We start from the raw sequence: 19,902 nt of genomic DNA on the forward strand, positions 1-19,902 counted from the left end.
GTATGACGAAGACCATCTACAAGATCTGTCCCGAACCGATGTGGCGGCAAGCCGAACGGAACGGGATTTTCGAGGGCGCGCCGGTCGACCTCGCCGACGGCTTCATCCATTTCTCGACCGCCGAACAGGTCGTGGAGACGGCAACCAAGCACTTTGCCGGGCAGGACAATCTGCTGCTCGTCGCCATCGCAGCGGAACGCCTCGGCCCTGCACTCAAATACGAAGTCTCGCGCGGCGGCGCGCTGTTTCCGCATCTTTTCGCACCGCTTGAGACCAAAACTGCCAAATGGGTTCGCCCCCTGCCGCTCAAGGCTGACGGCACCCACGACTTTCCGGAGCTTGAAGCATGAGCGCATTCGACCGTCTCGGCCGGCATCTGCTGTTCAGCTTCGATGCCGAGACCGCGCATGGCATGTCGATCAGGGCACTGCGCTGTGGCCTGCCGGTCGGGGGGCGCGCTACGCGCGATGCCCGCCTGCGGCTGAAGATCGCCGGGCTCGACGTGCCCAATCCGCTCGGCATGGCCGCCGGCTACGACAAGAACGGGGAGGTGCCCGACGCGTTGCTGGGCCTTGGCTTCGGCTTCGCCGAGGTCGGCACGGTGACCCCGCTGGCGCAGGCAGGCAACCCCAAGCCGCGCATCTTCCGCCTCGTCGAGGATGACGCCGTCATCAACCGGCTCGGCTTCAACAATGAAGGCCACGACGCCTGCGAGAAGCGCCTGATCGCCCGCGCCGGCCGACTCGGCATCGTCGGCGTCAACATCGGCGCCAACAAAGACAGCACCAACCGCATCGGTGACTACGTGCTCGGCGTAAAGCGCTTTGCCCGCCATGCCTCGTATCTGACCGTCAACATCTCGTCGCCCAACACGCCGGGCCTGCGCAACATGCAGGCGCGCGAGCAACTGGCCGAGTTGCTGGCCAGCGTGATGATCGCCCGTGCCGAAGCCGGCCATCCCGTTCCGATTTTCCTCAAGATCGCGCCCGACCTGCACGAGGCGGAGCTGGAAGACATCGCCGCCGAAGTGACCGAAAAGGGCATCGACGGCGTCATCGTTTCGAACACCACCATCACCCGGCCGACGCTGCACAGCCCCGCACATACCGGCGAGACCGGCGGCCTGTCGGGCAAGCCGGTGTTCGCACGCTCGACCGCGGTGCTCGCGCGCATGCGCAAGCTGCTCGGTCCGCAACGCGCCATCATCGGCGTCGGCGGCGTGGATTCGACGGAGACGGCGCTGGAAAAGATCCGCGCCGGCGCCGACCTCGTCCAGCTCTACACCGGCATGGTCTATGCCGGCCCGTCGCTGCCGGCACGCATCGTGCGCGGCATGTCCGAGTTTGCAGCCCGCGAAGGGCTCAAGAACATTGCCGAACTACGCGACAGCAAGCTCGATCAATGGGCGGCGGCACCGCTCTGAAACGTCGCCCGCGCCCGCGGCTTCAGGATCGCCAGCAGGCATAGGCCGCGCACGATCAGCAACAGGTGCAGTGCCGCCCATAGGCCGGCATTGCCGTAGTGCGTAGGCAGCACCAGCAGTGCTGCGATGAACGCCAGCAGCGACACCACCATCATGTTGCGCATGTCACGCGACCAGGCGGCGCCGATGAAAATGCCGTCCATCTGGAAGGCGAGCACGCCGCTCAGCGCGGTGAACGCCGCCCAGGGCAGGAAGGCGATGGCTGCGGCGCGCACATCCTGAGACGTCGAGATCAGCGCGATCAGGTCGACGCCGAAGACCATGAGTGCTGCCGTCATGCTGCCGGCCAGTGCAAAGCCCCAGATCGAGCAGAGATAGACCGCCTTGCGGAAGGCCGGCTCGTAGCGCGCGCCGACAGCACGGCCGGCGAGCTGTTCGGCTGCGGCGGCAAAGCCGTCGAGGAAGAAGCCTGCGGCGATGAAGAAGTTCATCAGCACCGCATTGGCGGCCAGCGTCACCGTGCCGAACTGGGCGCCCTGTCGGGTGAACAGCGCGAAGGCAATGAGCAGCGACAGCGAGCGGATCATGATGTCGCGGTTGAGCACGAACAGCCGTCGGAACGCGGCGGCGTCGAAGATGCGCCGGCGCGCCAGCCTGGGCTCACGTCCAAAACGCCGCAGCAGCACCGCCAGGCCGATGACCATGCCGGCCAGCTCACCGGCAACGGCTGCCCAGGCAACGCCCTCGACGCCCCAGCCGAGATGCAGGCCGAGCAGAATGGAGATGACGATGTTGACGCCGTTGAGCGTCGCCTGCAGGAACAGCGCGAAGCCGCCCTCGCCCCGCCCCAATATGTAGCCCAGGATGGCGTAGTTGATCAGCGCGAAGGGCGCGCCCAGCATACGGATGCGGACATAGTGGTCGAGCGTCTCGTTGACGCGCGGCTCGGCCTGCATGAACCATTGACCGGCAAGCGAGGTCAGCGGTGCCGTCAACGCCAGCACTATGCCGGCAATCAGGGCGATCACCACGGCACGCCAGAACACTGCCTGCTCCTCCGACGCGTCGCCGCGGCCGAAGGCTTGCGCCACCAGCGCCGTCGTTCCGGCGCGCAGGAAGTTGAAGCTGGTAAAGACTACATCAAAAGCAACCGCGCCGGCCGCAAGGCCACCGAGCAGGGCGGCATCGCCGAACTGGCCGACGACGCCGGTGCCAACAAGGCCGATGAAGGGCGTCGTCAGGTAGGCAAGGGTCATTGGCACGGCAATCGCCAGCACCGAGCGGTTGGTGACGGAAAAAGGCGTCACGCGGCCCTCTGGCGATGCGTATTCCAACGAAAGTCCTCCCTGTTGCCGAATCTCCCGCTCGGCACATGCCCCGGTTTCCCCAACGCCCGCAACAATTTAAGTTGCGGCTCCAATCGATTTTGCTCCCCTGGTTCAGTCATGCCGCTTCAAATCGTCAGCCATCCCGACTACGACGCCGGCTTTGCCGCCGACCATCGTTTCCCGATGGGCAAGTACACCCAGTTGATGGCGCGGCTCGAGGCCCTCGCCCTGACGGGCGGGCTCAACCGACCCGAGGTCATCGCGCCGCAATGGCTGCGCCTGGCCCATGACGCGACCTATGTCGATCAAGTGCTGGCCTGCACGGTGCCGCAGCATATCGAGCGCGAGATTGGCTTCCCCGTCGGCGAGCGTGTGTCGCGGCGCGCCCAGCTTGCAGCTGGCGGCACGCTGCTTGCCGCACATCTGGCGCTTGGCCACGGCATCGCCTGCAATGCCGCCGGCGGCAGCCACCATGCCCGGCGCGCCCAGGGTGCGGGCTTTTGCACCTTCAACGACGTCGCGGTGGCGGCGCTGGCGCTGCTCGCAGACAGGCAGGTCGGAAAGATCCTGGTCGTCGATCTCGACGTGCATCAGGGCGACGGCACCGCCGAGATCCTTGCCGGCCACCCCGACGTTTTCACCTTCTCGATGCATGCCGAGAAGAATTACCCAGTGCGCAAAGTCGCCTCAAGCCTCGACATCGGCCTGCCCGACGGCACCACCGACGACGCCTATCTCCAGGTTCTCGCCGATACGCTGACCAGCCTGTCACGCCGTGGCGGATGGGATATCGTGTTCTACAATGCCGGCGTCGATCCACATCGCGACGACCGGCTTGGTCGTCTTGCACTGAGTGACGAAGGCCTGCGCCGACGCGAACACATCGTCATCGCGCACTTTCGCGAGGCCGGCTTGCCACTGTGCGGCGTGATCGGCGGCGGCTACTCGACCGACATCGCAGCGCTTGCGGCGCGCCATGCCATCCTGTTCGAGGCGGCAGCTGCCTTCGCCTGAGCCGGGTCCCGAAGAGATCACGCCCCCCGGAAGACGGCAGGGCCTATTTGCGGTAGCTGAACAACCTCAGGATGATGAAGGCGGGCACGACGATCGCGGCACCGAGCAGGAAGTAGCCCAGGAAGCGGTGGAAGGCACTGAAGCCCATGCGCCAGATGTCGACGAAGAAATCGCGGATGCCATAAAGCACGTCGAAGGGCGACCAGCCGAAAGCGCTCATGACGATGCCAACGAGGAAGGAGATGACTAGGAGCTTGATCAACACCCTGAGCGGGGTGTCTCCGAGAAAACGCGCCAATCCGGACAAGTTCGATCTCCTACGATTCTAGCCTGACAGGGATATCGTGATAACCGCGCCAGCATCAAGGTGCGGGCCCGGCGTTTCCACGCCCCACACAACCTGAGCGTCATCTGGCCGCAGATATTTCAAGCAGGACGATACTTGGCGTTGACCTTTTGGCAAACATTCTCGGGTGATTAGCAACCTCTGATGGATCGTCGGCCACAGCGCCGGCATACCTTGGCTGGGAGCATGTGCGCGGTGGGGGTCGAGAAACATTGGCAACGTCAGCGCAATCTCAACAGCTATCTCATCGCGCTGGCACTCGCCTGCCTGCTGCCTGTCGTTGCGGTGTCGGGCATTGCCGTCTGGTCCGCCGGCACTGCCTATAAGGATGCCGCGACCGCGCGCCTGAACGATACCGCCCGCACGCTGGCCAACGCTATCGAAGGCGAACTCGATAGCCGCTTCGCCAATATGTCGGTGCTGGCACAACATCGCGAAACCCCAAATGCCGAACCGCTTCCCGAACCCGAGCAGTGGGCACTCGGAGCCAGCAACAATGTCGCGCTGATCCCAAGCGATCGCGTCCCGGTACTGCGCGCCAGGTCGGCTGCGGCAGCGGACGCTGCCTTGCTCGCCATAAGGACGCAGGCAAATGTCGTCTCGAACGTGCTGACCACAGGCAACGAGCCGCGCCTTGTGCTCGCCGTGCCCACTCCGACAGGCGAGCGCGGGGCTGCGGCGTTCGTGATGTCGACGTCGCCGCAGGAGCTGATCCAGACCTTGCAACGTGGCAAGCGCGCTCTGACCGACATTCTCGTGGCCGTCACTGACGGCAACGGGCGGATTCTTGCGCGTTCACGCGACGCCGACCGGTTCGTTGGCCAGGTCGCTCCCGACTGGCCCAGGCTGGAGGCGCTCGGCACCAGTGCAGGACTTTTCACGGCAAAGACAATTGAAGGCGTGCCGATCGTCCTGTCTTTCCAGAAACTTGCCGGAACACCTGGCTGGGTGATCATCGTCGGCGAGTCGACGAGCGTCTTCGATGCGCGCTGGCGCGACCCGATGCTGAAGCTGCTGCTGGGTGCGGGCGCGAGCGTATTACTGGCAGTCTGTGCCGCGATATGGCTCGGCGGCCGCATCCTGCAGCCGGTCCAGGCCCTTGCGCGCTACAGCAACGCCATAGCCGACGGCAAGGAAACGGATGCGGCTGTGGTGGCGCCGTCATCCATTCGTGAATTCGAAACCTTGCGACAAAGCTTCGCGCGTGCCGAGTGCTCGCTGCGCAACGAAAAGCGGCGCTATCGCACGATCGCTGAAACCGGCGCCATCGTGCTGTGGCGACGCGACGGTGATGGCGGAGCTGGCCTGGCTTCCGGCTGGGAACAGTTGACCGGCAGGCCGGAAAGCGAGGTCGAAGGCCAGGAATGGACCAGCGCCATCCATCCCGAGGACCGTCCCATCACCACGGCGGCATGGGCGGCGGCGCTCGCCGGTTCCACGTCATTGGACGTCGAGTTCCGTCTCAAGATCAGTGACGGGCGCTGGCTGTGGGTCCGCTCGCAGGGCGCCCCAGTACTCGACCAGGACGGCCAGATCATCGAGTGGGTCGGGCTTCTCGAAGACATCGACGAGCGCAAGCGCGCGCAGGCAGACATCGCCCATCTGGCGCACCACGACACCCTGACAGGGCTCGGCAATCGCACCTTGTTCCACCAGCGGCTCGAACAGGCAGCGGCAAACACCCGCCTTGGCCTCGACAGTGCCTTGCTGTGCCTAGACCTCGACCTGTTCAAGCAGGTCAACGACACACTTGGCCATCCGGTTGGCGATGCGCTGCTTTGCGCGGTCGCCGACAGACTGCGCGGCTGTGCCGGCAATGCCGACTGCCTGGTGCGGCTCGGTGGCGACGAATTCGCCGTCATCCAGAGCGAGGGCTTGCAGCCCGATGCGGCGGTATCGCTCGGCTGCCGCGTCGTCGAGGCGCTGTGCGCCCCTTACGAAATCGGCGGCCACCAGATCACCATCGGCGCCAGCGTCGGCGTCACCTTGATCGGCGACGATTCAACCGACATCGACGCCTATTTCAAGCGTGCCGACAAGGCACTCTACCGTGCCAAGCAGGATGGCCGCGGACGCGTCTGTTTCCATGACCAGGATGAGATGCTGGTGGGAATGGCCGAGCTAGCGGCGAAAGGCAAATCGCAGCGACAGGAGCACGCGCGCGAACAGCCCCAGATGCGTTCCTGATCCTGCGCTCGCGAGATCAGGAAACCGCCGCCGCGGCCTCCTCGCCGGCGCCGCCAACTTCGAGCGTCTCGACCTGCCGTGCCTGGAAATAGACAACCGTTCGGCGCAAGCCTTCCTCTAACTGCGTTTTCGGTTGCCAGCCCAACGTGCCGGCCAAGGTGATATCTGGCCTCCTCTGCTTGGGGTCGTCCTCAGGCAGCGGAAAGAACTCGAACAGCGATCTGCTGCCTGTTTCAGCCAAAACCGCTCTCGCCAACTCGATCATCGAGAATTCCTCGGGATTGCCCAGATTGACCGGCCCGGTGAATTCCCTCGGCGTGTCCATCAGCCTGATCAAGCCGTCGACAAGATCATCGACGTAGCAGAACGACCGCGTCTGCGTGCCATCGCCGAAGATCGAGATGCAGTCTCCGCGCAGCGCCTGCATGATGAAGTTGGAGACGACACGACCATCGCCGGGCTGCATCCTCGGACCATAGGTATTGAATATCCTGGCGACCTTGATCTCCAGATCGTGCTGGCGCCGATAGTCGAAGAACAACGTTTCGGCGCAGCGTTTGCCTTCGTCGTAGCAGGAGCGCGGACCGATCGGATTGACGTTGCCCCAGTAGGTTTCATCCTGCGGGTGGACGGCAGGGTCGCCATAGACCTCAGACGTCGACGCCTGCAGGATCCTGGCATCAAGACGCTTGGCGAGGCCAAGCATGTTGATGGCGCCGAGCACACTGGTCTTGGTGGTCTGGACCGGATCGCGCTGGTAGTGGACCGGCGACGCCGGACAGGCCAGGTTGTAGATCTCGTCAACCTCGACATGCAGTGGGTGGCAGATGTCGTGATCGATCAGCTCAAAGCGTGGATGCTCGGCTAGGTGAGCGACATTGGAGCGCGCGCCGGTATAGAAATTGTCGGCGCACAAGACATGCGCTCCTGCCTCCAGCAGCCGCTCGCAGAGATGCGATCCAAGAAATCCGGCCCCGCCTGTTACCAGTACCCGTTTTTCCGGATGCACGTCGGCCTCTGCTTTCGCTATAGATGTCCTTCGGCAGGCAGGCTCATGTAATCCTGTTTCTACAGGCTTTCTACAGGCTCACGATTTCCAGGCCAATAGGCGCGTTTGAATGAACTACTTTGACGGCAAGGCCTTCAGCAGGGACTGGACCTCCCACCATGTCCCGGTCTGGGAACGGCTGCTGCGCGAGCGGTCGCACGAGCCTTTGCGGGTTCTGGAAGTCGGTTCGTTCGAAGGCCGCTCGGCCCTGTTTTTCCTGCAGTTCCTGCCAAACTGTCAGCTCACCTGCATCGATACCTTCGAAGGCAGCATCGAGCACAGGACGGCAGGAGAGTGCCATCACACCGACATGGCCGACGTCGAGGCGCGTTTCGACGCCAACACGCAACCCTTCGCCCATCGGCTTGAAAAGGTGAAAGCTTTCTCGATCGAGGCGCTGGCTGAAATGCAACGCGCATCGCGCCGCTTCGACATCGTTTATGTCGATGGCGACCATCACGCCGCCTCTGCCTTCACCGATGCCCAGCAAAGCTGGGACCTGCTTGTGTCAGGCGGCATCATGATCCTCGACGACTACCAGTGGCAACCCACCAAGCCCGCACCCGAGCGACCGAAGGCCGGCATCGATGCCTTTCTCCAGGCCAGATCGGGAGAGTATGAGGTCCTGCACCAGGACTACCAGGTCGTCATCCGCAAGACTCGCGCATCTTCCCGGCCCGCAGCGTCCGACTTCAGCATCGGCGAGCGCAGCCTCGCCGGCCTCTCAGGCGGCGCGCTCAAGCCGCCGCTGGTCAGCTTCGTCGTCATCGCCTGGAACTATGCTCGCTATGTCGGCGCCACCATCGACTCCATCAAGGCGCAGGACTACCCGAATTTCGAATGCCTGGTCATCGACAACGGCTCGACCGACGACAGCCCCGAGGTGATCGCCAGGCACATTGCCGGCGACAGCCGCTTCACAGTCGCAAACCTGCCTGACAATTTGGGCCAGCTCGGCGCGGCCTTCTGGTCGCTGGACAGGATCAAGGGCGGCTTCGTCAGCTTCGTCGACGCCGACGATGTGTTGCTTTCGACCTACGCTTCAATGCATGTCCAGGCTCACCTGGCGCTCCGGCAAAGCGTTGCCTTCACGTCCTCGAGCGTTGCGGAGATGGACGCGCGCGGAAACATGCTGGCCGCCGCCAGCGGCAGCGGCGCCATCAACAGCCAGGGCCAGACACGAAATCTGCACCCCGAGGCGTCAATCTTGCGCCTGCCAACCGTCTCGCACCGGGACTTCCAGCAACTTTCGGTGCGGACAGCACTCGTTTCGAAGTCGGCGAGCGGCTGGCACTGGAGCCCTGGCACGGCAAACATGTATCGCGCATCTCAACTGCGGCTGGTCCGGCGCGGCGGCGAGGCCAAATACATGCGTTCGGCGGACGGCTACTTCAACTTCATGTGTCATGCATTCGGTGGCAGCGCGCTCATTGACGTCGTCCTGTCTGGCTACAGGTTGCACGGCGAAAACGCGTTCTCGAACCACGAAAGCTCGCCTTGGCTGCGCTCTGGAACGCCGGAATACTATCGGCTCGCCCAGGAGGCGACGCTGACGGACATCGATTTTCTGCTGGCCAACGCGGTCAGATATGTCTGGATGCTCGACGGCGGCTTCTGGTCGGTGCTGGACCTCATCACCCGCGAAACGCCGAGACGGCTGCGCAGGTTCTACAGCGATCCAAAGGTGTTCGAGATATTCCTGGCCAACGCGCCAAAGCTCGCGCCCCAGTTTCGTTCGCGCGTCTTTTGTCGCGAGATTCTGGCGCGTTACTCCGGCAGCCAGGCCCGTAAGATTCTGCGCGCCGGCTTTGGCGGCAAGCTCAAACCACGTGCCTATGGCGAGATCGCGCTGTCTGAGACGCGCAAGGCAGCATCTATACTTCGGAAGCGCAAATAGCGCCGTTCGGCAAGATCGCCGAATTACATCAGCCGTCGGACAAGACATCCCGTTTCCCGATTGCCTGCCAGCAACGCTGATGCTAACCAAGTGCCCGCGCGGGTATGATGTAATGGTAGCCTGTCAGCTTCCCAAGCTGAACGCGCGGGTTCGATTCCCGCTACCCGCTCCAAATCCCCCTGAAACGACCCTGCAAGCTGAGATCGTCTAAGCTGACGCCTCCTTGTCGGAGGGCCACGACGGCGGCCCGCAACGAATGCCTGTCCCTGAAACGAACAGGCCGGACGCAAGACGCGCCCGGCCCGGTTCTCAGGCTTTAACGTCAATCAGCGCCATAGATATCGAAGTCGAAATACTTGGCATTGACCTTGGCGTAGGTGCCGTCCTTGACGATGGCGTCGATGGCCGCGTTGAGCTTGTCGCGCAGGGCCGTATCATCCAGCCGCACGGCAATGCCGGTCTCGGATTCGGTGCCCTTGAGATCGCCGATCATCTTGCAGCAATCCTGGCCGGTGGTCTTCATCCAGTCGACGAGCACGAACTTGTCAGCAACGACCGCATCGAGACGGCCGTTGGTCAGGTCGGCCACCGCTTCGTCCTGCGTCGGATAGAGCTTCACGTCGGCGCCGGCCTTGGCGTAGTGGTCCTCGGCATAGATGCTTTGGGTGGTCGAGGCCTGCGCGCCGACGGTCTTGCCCTTCAGCGCATCAGGTTCCGGCGAGGTAAGGTCGGAGGTCTTCGCCGCGATCAATGCCAGCGGCGTGGTGTAGTACTTGTTGGTGAACGCAACCTGCTTCTTGCGCTCCTCGGTGATGGTCATCGAGGCCACGACGGCGTCGAACTTCTTGCCCTGCAGGGCCGGAATGATGCCGTCCCAATCCTGGGCGACGATCTCGCATTCGACTTTCATCTGGGCGCACAGCGCGTTGGCGATGTCGACGTCGAAGCCAATCAGCTTGCCGTCGGCGCTCAGGCTGTTGAAGGGCGGATAAGCGCCTTCGGTGGCGATCTTGAGTTTTGCCGCGTCCTGCGCCCAGGCACCGCCTGCCGCCGACAGCAAAGCTGCCAGCGAAGCAGCGCAAGCGAATTTCCAAGAAATCTGCATGGTCCTCTCCATTTGCCAGGCGCCCTTATGCGAGCGTCCTGGCTCCAGCCAAGCACAGCGGCCGGAAATGGACAAGCAGACTAAGGTCTGCGCACCATGACGCTAGGTCAGTCCATGCGGAAATGCTTGGAAAGCTTGAGGCCCTGTGCCTGGTAGTTGGAACCGAGGTCGGTGCCATACAGTGCCTTCGGGCGCGCCAGCATGTGCTCATAGACAAGGCGGCCGACGACCTGGCCGTGTTCCAGGATGAATGGCACTTCGTGGCTGCGCACCTCGAGCACGGCGCGGCTGCCGGTGCCGCCGGCGCTGGAATGACCGAAGCCGGGATCGAAAAAGCCGGCATAATGGACGCGGAACTCGCCGACGAGCGGATCGAACGGCGTCATCTCGGCGGCATAGAGCGGCGGCACATGCACCGCTTCGCGCGACACCAAGATGTAGAACTCGTCAGGGTCGAGCACCAGTTCCTCGGCGCCGTGGTTGTAGATCGGCTCCCAGAAATCGACGACCTTCTGGGCGGCGCGCTTGTCGACGTCGACGAGGCCGGTGTGGTGCTTGCCGCGATAGCCGACGATGCTGCCGACTTCGCCAGCCAGATCGATGGACAGTGCGATGCCGCCGCCCGAAATGTTGGGCGGATCGATGGCCACCAGCCGTTCGGACACATGCAGCGCGTTAAGCTCTGTCTCCGACAGCAGCGCATTGCCCTTGCGGAAGCGTATTTGCGACAGGCGCGAGCCTTTGCGCGCGACGATCGGGAAGGTGCGCGGGCTGACTTCGAGATAGAGCGGACCAGTATAGCCGGCCGGGATCTTGTCGAACTCCTGGCCGCGGTCGGTCATCACGCGCGTGAAGATGTCGAGGCGGCCGGTAGAGCTCTTCGGGTTGGCCGAGGCCGAGATCTCGGCCGGCAAAGCGAGGCTTTCCAGCAACGGCACGATGTAGACGCAGCCCGTCTCCAGCACCGCGCCATTGGTCAGGTCGATCTCGTGCAGCTTGAGCCGGTCGAGCTTTTCCGAGACCAGCCAGTTGGGGCCGGGCAGGAAGCTGGCGCGTGTGCGGAATGCGGTTGCGCCCAGCCTGAGATCGAGGCTCGCCGGCTGGATCTGGTCGCCATCGAGCGGCGGCGCCTTGAGAGCGCCCGACGCAAACAGGGCCGCGATATCCTGATCCGGAAGTATGCCCGACTGCCGCAATTGCCTCACTCCTCTACAGCGCCACGAGCCCGAAATGCGAGCCGAGGCGGCTGGATCCCGACCGTTTCGGGGTCATGTGCGTGGCCCAAAACGTTTAGTCGAGCCCACGATTGACGCAAGCAGGCTGCGGGTCTAAAGGACATTTATCCCGTGGTGATTTGGCCGGTCGGCTTGCAGCCACGTTAAACAAGTCGCTAAAGGGCCGTCGATGGACCGGTTGCGACTTCGCGACCGGTTTTTTTGTATTTGGATTTGGCTATGAGCTCCGAAAAGCAGCGTAACTGGAAACCCCAGACCACCCTCGTCCATGGCGGCACCCTCCGCTCCGGCTTCGGCGAAACCTCGGAATCGATCTTCCTCACCCAGGGCTACGTCTATGACAGCGCCGAAAGTGCCGAAGCCCGCTTCAAGGGCGAGAGCCCCGGTTTCATCTATTCACGCTACGCCAACCCCACCGTCGACATGTTCGAAAAGCGCATGTGCGCGCTCGAAGGCGCTGAAGACGCGCGCGCCACGGCGTCGGGCATGGCGGCTGTCACCGCTGCCATCCTGTGCGGGCTCAAGGCCGGCGACCACATCGTTGCCGCTCGCGCCTTGTTCGGCTCCTGCCGCTGGGTCGTCGAGACGCTGGCGCCGAGATACGGCATCGAGGCGACGCTGGTCGACGGTACGTTTATCGAGAACTGGGAAAAGGCAGTCCAGCCCAACACGAAGCTGTTTTTCCTGGAAAGCCCGACCAACCCGACGCTCGAAGTCGTCGACATTGCAGCGGTCGCAACGCTGGCCAATTCGATCGGCGCGCGCCTTGTCGTCGACAACGTCTTTGCCACTCCGATGCAGCAGAAGCCGCTCGAACTCGGCGCCCATATCGTCGTTTATTCGGCGACCAAGCACATTGACGGCCAGGGCCGCTGCCTCGGCGGCGTGATCCTGTCGGACAAGAAGTGGATCGACGAAAACCTGCACGACTACTTCCGCCACACCGGCCCCAGCCTGTCGCCGTTCAACGCCTGGACGCTGCTCAAGGGCCTCGAAACTCTGCCGCTGCGTGTGCGTCAGCAGACCGAGACTGCCGGCAAGATCGCCGACTTCCTCGCCGATAGCCCCGAAGTGTCGCGGCTGATCTATCCGGGCCGGGCCGACCATCCGCAGGCCGACATCGTCAAGAAGCAGATGTCGGGCGGCTCGACGCTGATCTGCTTCGACATCAAGGGCGGCAAGAAGGCGGCCTTCGCCTTCGAAAACGCCCTCAACATCATCCTGATCTCGAACAATCTCGGCGACTCGAAGAGCCTGATCACCCATCCGGCGACGACGACGCACAAGAACCTCAGCGACGAAGCCCGAGCCGAACTCGGCATCGACGACGGCACGCTGCGCCTGTCAGTCGGCCTCGAAGATGCCGACGACCTCCTCAACGACATCGGCGATGCGCTGAAGGCGGCCCGCTAAGCGGCAGCTCCACGAACGGCGCTCCGGCATCAGGAGCGCCGCTCGCATTCCGCCTTACGGCAGCTTGGTTTCGTAGACGTAGAGCTTGGTCTCGTTGTCCTCAGGGGCAGCCGTCAGGCGCAGGCCCGTTTCGGTCTTTTCGATCAGCACCGGATTGCCGGCGATCGACTTGCCCTTTTCCGTCCAGATCTGGATCGGCACCTGAAACAGCGGGCGCCCGTCCTTGAGGTCGACTGTTTCGATGCCGCCAAGGCGGAAGACCTGCCCGTCAGGCCCCGGGCGATACTCGGTAAGGCCGGTGCAGACCGCCTGGCCCGGCTTGGCCAAAGCGCAATCCTGATAATCTATATAGTGGGAGGGATTGAGCGTACGCGTCTTTTCCGGGTCGAGCGCTGCGTCCGGCACTGTCAGGTCCTCGGTGACCTTCCAGCTGTAGAAGCGGCGCGAACCCCAGCTGACGGCGTGCAAGGTGCCGCTTTCGGGATCCGAGACGATGCCGCCGATATGGTCGGGAAAGCGGAAGACCTCGGTCGCCTCCAGGGTTTCCGGATCGACGCGGTAGATGATCGACTTGCTGTTCGGCCGGTACTCGGCAACCGGCACCCACAACCAGCGGCCGTCGTAGTCGATGCCGCCGGGATGATAGATCGCGCCGTCGCCGAGCTTCACCTGGCCGACGAGCTTGCCGTTCGCATCGAGCTTGAACAGGTGGCCAGCACCCTTGCCCTCGTCGCGGTCGAGCCCGTTCTGCGGCGCTTCGAACTTCTTGGTCCGCTCGATGATCTCCACCGACGACATGAACAGCGCCTCGCCGACGCGGGCGAAGCCCTGGGGGTGGAAGGTGTCAAATTCCAGCCTCGGCGATTTGACCAACTGCCACTCCGTGCCCCTGGTCAGCTTTCCGATGCCGCTTGTCAGATCGTCGGCATGGGCGGTTGCACCAGCTAGGCAGGCCGCGGCGAAAAGAAGGGCGAAGAGACGTTTCATGACAGAGTTTCCTTGTCGTTGAACGACCTGGAAACTGGCCTTGCGGCATGACATACGGGTGACGCCGATGCGTCGGCGGGGTGAAATCCACCGCGCATTCATCACAATCGGCGTGATTTTGTCGAACAGCAGTTGACCCGCCGCCTCCTGCGACGGACTCTGTCAACGTGCAGGCCAAGGAGCGCAGCATATGTATCGCGCAATCACCCGCAACATCGCGGTCGAGGTCGAGCCATTCTACCTGGTGGACCAGTCGGAGCCGTCGGAAAACCGTTACGTCTGGGGCTACCGCGTCACCATCGAGAACAACTCGGATGAGTTCGTCCAGCTGTTGTCGCGCTATTGGCACATTACCGACGCGAGCGGCAAAGTCGAGGAAGTTCGAGGCCCGGGCGTGGTCGGCGACCAGCCCGAACTCAATCCCGGCGACACCTATCAATATGCGTCCGGTTGCCCGCTCTCGACGCCGTCAGGCATCATGGTCGGGCGCTACACCATGCGCAACGAGGCCGGCGAGATGTTCGATATCGCCATTCCCGCCTTCTCGCTCGACCTGCCCGACGCCAGGCACAGGCTGAACTAGCCCTTGGTGCCGAGCATTCGGCACCAAGATCATGCTCCAGCAGTAAGATTGAACTACTGAACCGGCGCGAACTCGGCGGGATCGAACTCGTAGGACTTAGAGCAGAACTCGCAGGCGACGCGGATGACGCCGTCTTCGACGCTGTCGGTGATTTCCTCGGCGGTGAAGCCCTGCAGGATGCCCTTGATCTTCTGGCCCGAGCACGAGCATTCGTCGATGACGCGCACGCCCTCGTAGACGACGGCGCCATGCTCGTGGAACAGCCGATAGAGCAGCCTCTCGGTGCCAACGGTCGGGTCGATCAGTTCGGTCGGCTCGATGGTTCCGACCAGCGCCAACAGCTCCTGCCAGGAATTGTCGTCAGGGTGGACCGCCACATCGCGTTCGTCGCCGTCGCCGCCATGGATGTCGGCGACGCGCCGGCGCTCGGGTGAGTCAGGCAGGAACTGCGCCAAAAGGCCACCGGCGCGCCAATGCTCGCGCGGACCGCCTTCGGCCGGCAGTACGAGCTTGGCCACCGACAGCTTCACTTCGGTCGGGATCTGCTCCGACTGGCGGAAATAGGCGCGTGCCGCCTCTTCCAGCGTAATGCCGTTGAGTTCGACGATGCCCTGGTAGCGCGTGGTATGCTCGCCCTGATCGATGGTCAGCGCAAGGACACCGCTGCCGAGCAGGTCCTCGGGCGCGGTCATGCCGGCCTCGATTGCCGCGTCGACACGGTCGGCGTCGAAGCGTGCATAGGCGCGCAGCGAATGCGGCGTGGTGAAGTCGGCGACCAGCATGTCCACCGGACCGTCGGTGCGGGTCTGGAAGATGAACTTGCCTTCGAACTTCAGCGATGTGCCGAGCAGCACCGTGACCACGCAGGCCTCGGCCAGAAGCCTGGCAACCGGTTCCGGATAATCGTGCCGTTCGAGGATCTGGTCGAGCAGCGGGCCAAGCTGGACGGTGCGGCCACGCACGTCGAGCGGCTCCACCGCGAATGGAACAACATGGTCGTCGCCGGCGAACCCGAATTCGCCGAGCTTGCGTTCGGTCTCAGTCACTGGAACTTATCCCGTCTATAGAGTTCCGCGCCCGGTCGGTCCGCCGACGGTCGCAGAACATAGCTTTGATGATAATTGAATGATCCCGCCCCAGATAGGGTCGCGGGATCACGCATTCAAGCGCCCAGGCACCAGGCGAGCACGGCCTTCTGCGCGTGCAGCCGGTTTTCCGCCTCGTCGAAGACCACCGAGTTGGGGCCGTCGATGACCTCGTCGGTCACTTCCTCACCGCGATGGGCCGGCAGGCAGTGCATGAACAGGGCATCGGGCTTGGCGTGCTTCATCAACTCGACATTGACCTGATAAGGCAGGAAGACATTGTGGCCGCGGGCACGATGCTCCTGGCCCATCGACACCCAGCAGTCGGTGACGATGGCGTCAACGTCGCGCACCGCATCCTCGGCCGAACGGGTGATCATGACCTTGCCGCCATTGGCGCGCGACCAGTCGATGTACTTCTCTTCCGGCTCGCTGCCTTCGGGCACCGCGATGTTGACGTTGAAGCTGAAACGGGCCGATGCCTCGAGCAGCGAGTGCAGCACGTTGTTGCCGTCGCCGGTCCAGGCAAAGGTCTTGCCGCGCACCGGCCCGCGATGTTCCTCGAACGTCAGGATATCGGCCATCAGCTGGCACGGGTGGGTGTCGTCGGTCAGGCCGTTGATGACGGGAATGGTCGCGTTTTCGGTCAGCTCGATCAGCCGGTCATGCGCGGTGGTGCGGATCATGATCGCATCAACGTAGCGCGACAGCACCTTGGCGGTGTCGGCGATCGACTCCGAGCGGCCAAGCTGCATCTCGGTTCCGGTCAGCATGATGGTTTCGCCGCCGAGCTGGCGCATGCCGACGTCGAACGAGATGCGCGTGCGGGTCGACGGCTTGTCGAAGATCATCGCCAGCACCTTGCCCTCCAGCGGCTTCGATCGCTCGCCGGCTTTCAGGCGCGCCTTGCGCACTGCTGCGTCGTCGAGAATCCCGCGAAGGTCGCTCCCGGAAAGTGCCGAGAGGTCGGTGAAATGGCGAATCCCGCTGGTCATGTAAATTCCTTGGGTTCAGCCGCCGCTGGCGGCGGCCTTGGAGAGGCTGGCAGCTCCGGCGCGAACGCGCGCCAGCGCCTCCTGGATATCCGCATCGCTGGTCGTCAGCGGCGGCAGCAGGCGGATCACGTTATCACCAGCCGGCACCGCAAGCAGCTTGTGGTCACGCAGTGCCATGTTCACCTTGGTGTTGGGCATGGTGCATTTGAGACCGAGCATCAGGCCGGAACCGCGGATGCCCTCGATCACGTCGGGGAACTCGTCGGCCACTGCGGCGAGACCCTGCTTGATCAACAACGCCTTGCGGCTGACTTCATCCAGGAAGCCCTCCTCCAGAACAACGTCGAGCACCGCATTGCCGACGGCCATGGCGAGCGGGTTGCCGCCAAAGGTGGTGCCGTGGACACCGGCGGTCATCGCGCTCGCAGCCTCTTCGGTGGCCAGGCAGGCGCCCATCGGGAAACCGCCGCCGATGCCCTTGGCGATCGCCATCAGATCTGGATTGACGCCGGCCCATTCATGGGCAAACAGCTTGCCGGTTCGGCCGATGCCGCACTGGACCTCGTCGAAAATCAAGAGCAGGCCGTGCTTGTCACACAGCTGACGCAGGCGCTTCAGCGACTGCGTCGGGAATGGGCGGATGCCGCCCTCGCCCTGCACCGGCTCAAGCAGGATCGCCGCCGTCTCGGGACCGATCAGCTTTTCCGCCGCATCGATGTCGTCGAAGGCGACCTGGTCGAAGCCTTCGACCTTCGGGCCGAAGCCCTCGAGGTACTTGGCCTGCCCGCCGGCGGCGATAGTCGCCAGCGTGCGGCCATGGAAGGCGCCTTCGAAGGTGATGACGCGAAAGCGCTCGGGATGGCCGTTCACATACTGGTAGCGGCGCGCGGTCTTGATCGCGCACTCAAGCGCTTCGGCACCGGAATTGGTGAAGAAGACGCGGTCGGCAAAGGAGTTTTCGGCCAAGCGTTCGCCCAGCCGGCTCTGGCCGGGGATCTGGTAGAGGTTGGAGACATGCCACAGCTTGGCGGCCTGCTCGGTCAGCGCCTCGACGAGATGCGGATGGCTGTGGCCCAACGAATTCACCGCGATGCCACCAGCAAAATCGAGATATCGCTCGCCGCTCTCGGTGATCAGCCAGGAACCCTCACCTCGCTCGAAAGCCAAAGGTGCACGGGCAAACGTCTCGAAAAGCGCCGATCCGCTCATTATATGTCTCTCCGAACCCGGAAAAAATCAAAAAGCCGCCTCAGAGCGGCGGCCTGCGGCTATATCAGGTTTTTCTGCCATGAAGTCAACGAAAACGTCGCTTAGGGCGATGCAATCCAAGCCACTCGTTGCCATGTGGTCACGCTACATCGGCAAGTTGGGGAAAACCGTAAAAACCGAATCGCAAAGCCTCCGCGACTCTTGTCACGGACTCGGCGCATCGGTAATTGTAATTGAGAAATAACTAGATTTCGTGCGGCGGACATACTCACCGAATAGATGTGGTGTTCACCCGGCTTGCCGGGACGGAAAAGGATTCCGAATTCTGCGCGTTAAATCAGGAGCACTGTCTCATGAATTGGACTGACGAGCGGGTCGAACTTCTCAAGAAATTGTGGTCGGAAGGTCTGAGCGCGAGCCAGATCGCGGCACAATTGGGCGGTGTCAGCCGCAATGCCGTCATCGGCAAGGTTCACCGCCTGAAGCTGTCGAGCCGTGGCCGCGCCACGGCTGCTCCGGCACGCCAGAAGAAAACGACCCAGGCGACGACCGCAACCAAGTCGGTGCAGCGCACTGTCACCACAACGCGCACCGTGACCGCCAGCATCGGCGCCACGGCCCTGCAGGCGCAGTTCGAGGTCGAGCCGGTTGCCCGCCAGTACATTCGCCCGGTCGAGAATGTGGTGGTGCCAATCTCGCGCCGCCTGCAGCTCGTGCAGCTCAGCGAGCGCACCTGCAAGTGGCCGAACGGCGATCCGCTGAGCGAAGACTTCAACTTCTGCGGCAACGAAGCCGGTGAGAGCGGCCCTTACTGTGGCTACCACTCGAAGATTGCCTTCCAGCCGGCTTCGGAGCGTCGCCGCTCGCGCTGAGCGAATAGCGAACAGAACTGTTTTCAGGGCTTCGGATCGTCAAGGCGACCCGAGGCCCTTGTTTTGTGCTACTCGCTCTTTTCACAGCCAACCGTTCTTCTTGAACCGCCAGTACAGGATCGAGCAGATCGTCACGATAGCGACCAGAACGGTCGGATAGCCGTAAGCGAAATGCAGCTCCGGCATGTCGTTGAAGTTCATGCCGTAGATGCCGGCCAGAGCCGTCGGCACCGCCAGGATCGCCGCCCAGGAAGCCAGCTTCTTGGCGATCGCGGTTTCCTGGCTCTGCCCGACGAGAAGGCTTGCCTCAAAGGCGAAGGCCAACACCTCGCGCAGATTGTCGACCTTTTCCAGCACCGTGCGGATGTGATCGGTCACGTCGCGAAACAAGGGATGCATAGCCGGGCGCAGTTGCGGCAGGTCCGCACTGGTCAGGCGGCGGCAGACCTCGACCAGCGGGCCGGCGGCATTGCGCAGGCGCAACAGGTCGCGGCGCAGCATGTAGAGCCGCTCGATGTCCTTTGCCGTCATCGGCCGCGCCAGCACGCCGTCCTCGATGACGTCGACCTCCTCTTCGATCTGCTCGAGCACCGGCATGTAGTTGTCGACGATGAAGTCGAGGATCGCATAGAGGATGAAGTCCTCGCCCTTGGCCAGTGCTGTCGGACAGGACTCCCAATGCTGGCGGACGGCGGCATAGGACGTCGACACACCGTGGCGGACGCTGACGATGTAGCCCTTGCCGACGAACATGTGCGTCTCGCCGAAATCGACCCGGCCCTGCACCAGTTGCGCCGTGCGCGCGACGATGAACAGGGCATCGCCATATTGCTCGATCTTGGGGCGCTGGTGCGGGTGCTCGGCATCCTCGATGGCGAGGTCATGCAGGTTGAACTGCCGCTGCACCCTGAGCAGCAGCTCGCGATCCGGCTCCAGCAGCCCGATCCACACGACGTGGCCTTCCTTGGCCGCCCAGTTGCCGGCTTCTTCGATGGGGATATCGGCAATGCGGCGACCGCCGAAATAGACGCTGGACGCGACGACGCCGCCTTCCAGCTCGGGGTCCTTGTCGAACTTCCTGGCAAGTTCGGTCATGCTGCACCCCTACGGGGCATCAGCCCCGCCGATCGGACACTATTCTAGACCTTCACCACCCGGCGCAGAAGAGCCTGCTT

18 protein-coding genes, 1 tRNA gene and 1 riboswitch are annotated in these 19,902 nt (G+C 63.3%); of the genes, 9 read left to right on the forward strand and 10 right to left on the reverse strand.

Annotated features, from left to right (window positions below):
- Nucleotides 1–2 precede the first annotated feature (2 nt).
- Together IHE39_RS14460 and IHE39_RS14465 are read left to right on the forward strand one after the other, a co-directional pair.
- Entirely contained in the window at nt 3–350 is a 348-nt protein-coding gene (locus IHE39_RS14460; RefSeq protein ID WP_184772067.1) for a DUF952 domain-containing protein, read from the forward strand.
- Nucleotides 347–1,423: a quinone-dependent dihydroorotate dehydrogenase gene (locus IHE39_RS14465; protein WP_184771847.1), complete on the forward strand. Its 1,077-nt coding sequence runs from the start codon at nt 347–349 to the stop codon at nt 1,421–1,423. The genes IHE39_RS14460 and IHE39_RS14465 overlap by 4 nt, the downstream gene beginning before the upstream one ends.
- On the opposite strand, the gene IHE39_RS14470 is transcribed toward IHE39_RS14465, so the two are convergent.
- The gene (locus IHE39_RS14470) at nt 1,399–2,757 is read right to left on the reverse strand and encodes an MATE family efflux transporter (protein WP_192566968.1); all 1,359 of its coding nucleotides are present in this window, start codon (nt 2,755–2,757) and stop codon (nt 1,399–1,401) included. The genes IHE39_RS14465 and IHE39_RS14470 overlap by 25 nt on opposite strands.
- Before the next feature lie 111 nt (nt 2,758–2,868).
- Here IHE39_RS14470 and IHE39_RS14475 point away from each other — a divergent pair, with 111 nt between their 5' ends.
- Entirely contained in the window at nt 2,869–3,765 is an 897-nt protein-coding gene (locus IHE39_RS14475) for a histone deacetylase family protein (RefSeq protein ID WP_192566969.1), read from the forward strand.
- A 43-nt stretch (nt 3,766–3,808) separates the two neighbouring features.
- Here IHE39_RS14475 and IHE39_RS14480 read toward each other — a convergent pair whose 3' ends face one another.
- Entirely contained in the window at nt 3,809–4,072 is a 264-nt protein-coding gene (locus IHE39_RS14480; protein ID WP_184771854.1) for a DUF6460 domain-containing protein, read from the reverse strand.
- Between the two features lie 234 nt (nt 4,073–4,306).
- Here IHE39_RS14480 and IHE39_RS31080 point away from each other — a divergent pair, with 234 nt between their 5' ends.
- Nucleotides 4,307–6,298: a diguanylate cyclase domain-containing protein gene (locus IHE39_RS31080; protein WP_192566970.1), complete on the forward strand. Its 1,992-nt coding sequence runs from the start codon at nt 4,307–4,309 to the stop codon at nt 6,296–6,298.
- A gap of 16 nt (nt 6,299–6,314) precedes the next feature.
- On the opposite strand, the gene IHE39_RS14490 is transcribed toward IHE39_RS31080, so the two are convergent.
- Nucleotides 6,315–7,307 (reverse strand): NAD-dependent epimerase/dehydratase family protein, encoded by a 993-nt coding sequence (locus IHE39_RS14490; RefSeq protein ID WP_192566971.1) that lies wholly within the window; start codon nt 7,305–7,307, stop codon nt 6,315–6,317.
- Between the two features lie 109 nt (nt 7,308–7,416).
- On the opposite strand from IHE39_RS14490, the gene IHE39_RS14495 reads away from it, so the two are divergent.
- Nucleotides 7,417–9,243 (forward strand): glycosyltransferase, encoded by a 1,827-nt coding sequence (locus IHE39_RS14495; protein WP_184771860.1) that lies wholly within the window; start codon nt 7,417–7,419, stop codon nt 9,241–9,243.
- Nucleotides 9,244–9,341: 98 nt separating this feature from the next.
- A tRNA-Gly gene (locus IHE39_RS14500) sits at nt 9,342–9,415 on the forward strand.
- A gap of 150 nt (nt 9,416–9,565) precedes the next feature.
- On the opposite strand, the gene IHE39_RS14505 is transcribed toward IHE39_RS14500, so the two are convergent.
- Both IHE39_RS14505 and IHE39_RS14510 read right to left on the reverse strand, forming a co-directional pair.
- On the reverse strand, nt 9,566–10,348 hold the full coding sequence (locus tag IHE39_RS14505; protein ID WP_192566972.1) for an ABC transporter substrate-binding protein: 783 nt from the start codon (nt 10,346–10,348) through the stop codon (nt 9,566–9,568).
- A 107-nt stretch (nt 10,349–10,455) separates the two neighbouring features.
- Entirely contained in the window at nt 10,456–11,544 is a 1,089-nt protein-coding gene (locus IHE39_RS14510) for a 2'-deoxycytidine 5'-triphosphate deaminase (RefSeq protein ID WP_192566973.1), read from the reverse strand.
- A 140-nt stretch (nt 11,545–11,684) separates the two neighbouring features.
- Nucleotides 11,685–11,762: riboswitch (SAM riboswitch) on the forward strand.
- Nucleotides 11,763–11,802: 40 nt separating this feature from the next.
- Here IHE39_RS14510 and IHE39_RS14515 point away from each other — a divergent pair.
- Nucleotides 11,803–12,996, forward strand: a complete 1,194-nt coding sequence (locus IHE39_RS14515; protein WP_192566974.1) for an O-succinylhomoserine sulfhydrylase — start codon at nt 11,803–11,805, stop codon at nt 12,994–12,996.
- A gap of 54 nt (nt 12,997–13,050) precedes the next feature.
- On the opposite strand, the gene IHE39_RS14520 is transcribed toward IHE39_RS14515, so the two are convergent.
- Entirely contained in the window at nt 13,051–13,983 is a 933-nt protein-coding gene (locus IHE39_RS14520; RefSeq protein WP_192566975.1) for a DUF6454 family protein, read from the reverse strand.
- 190 nt (nt 13,984–14,173) lie between these two features.
- On the opposite strand from IHE39_RS14520, the gene apaG reads away from it, so the two are divergent.
- Entirely contained in the window at nt 14,174–14,566 is a 393-nt protein-coding gene (gene apaG / locus IHE39_RS14525; protein ID WP_184771871.1) for a Co2+/Mg2+ efflux protein ApaG, read from the forward strand.
- 53 nt (nt 14,567–14,619) lie between these two features.
- Here apaG and IHE39_RS14530 read toward each other — a convergent pair whose 3' ends face one another.
- From IHE39_RS14530 to IHE39_RS14540, 3 genes are all read right to left on the reverse strand, one after another.
- Nucleotides 14,620–15,612 carry an Hsp33 family molecular chaperone gene (locus IHE39_RS14530; RefSeq protein WP_184771873.1) on the reverse strand — a complete coding sequence of 331 codons (993 nt, stop codon included), beginning with the start codon at nt 15,610–15,612 and terminating at the stop codon, nt 14,620–14,622.
- Between the two features lie 116 nt (nt 15,613–15,728).
- Nucleotides 15,729–16,646, reverse strand: a complete 918-nt coding sequence (gene argF / locus IHE39_RS14535; protein WP_184771875.1) for an ornithine carbamoyltransferase — start codon at nt 16,644–16,646, stop codon at nt 15,729–15,731.
- Between the two features lie 15 nt (nt 16,647–16,661).
- A complete protein-coding gene (locus IHE39_RS14540; protein ID WP_184771877.1) occupies nt 16,662–17,855 on the reverse strand; it encodes an aspartate aminotransferase family protein in 1,194 nt (397 codons plus the stop codon).
- Nucleotides 17,856–18,208: 353 nt separating this feature from the next.
- Between IHE39_RS14540 and IHE39_RS14545 the strand changes: the two genes are divergently transcribed.
- Nucleotides 18,209–18,727: a GcrA family cell cycle regulator gene (locus IHE39_RS14545; RefSeq protein WP_184771879.1), complete on the forward strand. Its 519-nt coding sequence runs from the start codon at nt 18,209–18,211 to the stop codon at nt 18,725–18,727.
- 81 nt (nt 18,728–18,808) lie between these two features.
- Here the strand turns inward: IHE39_RS14545 and IHE39_RS14550 are convergent, their stop codons facing one another.
- Nucleotides 18,809–19,822, reverse strand: coding sequence for a magnesium and cobalt transport protein CorA (locus IHE39_RS14550; RefSeq protein WP_184771881.1), 1,014 nt, complete (start codon nt 19,820–19,822; stop codon nt 18,809–18,811).
- Between the last annotated feature and the right edge of the window lie 80 nt (nt 19,823–19,902).

This window comes from Aminobacter carboxidus, assembly GCF_014863355.1.
In the GTDB taxonomy this organism is placed as follows: domain Bacteria; phylum Pseudomonadota; class Alphaproteobacteria; order Rhizobiales; family Rhizobiaceae; genus Aminobacter; species Aminobacter carboxidus.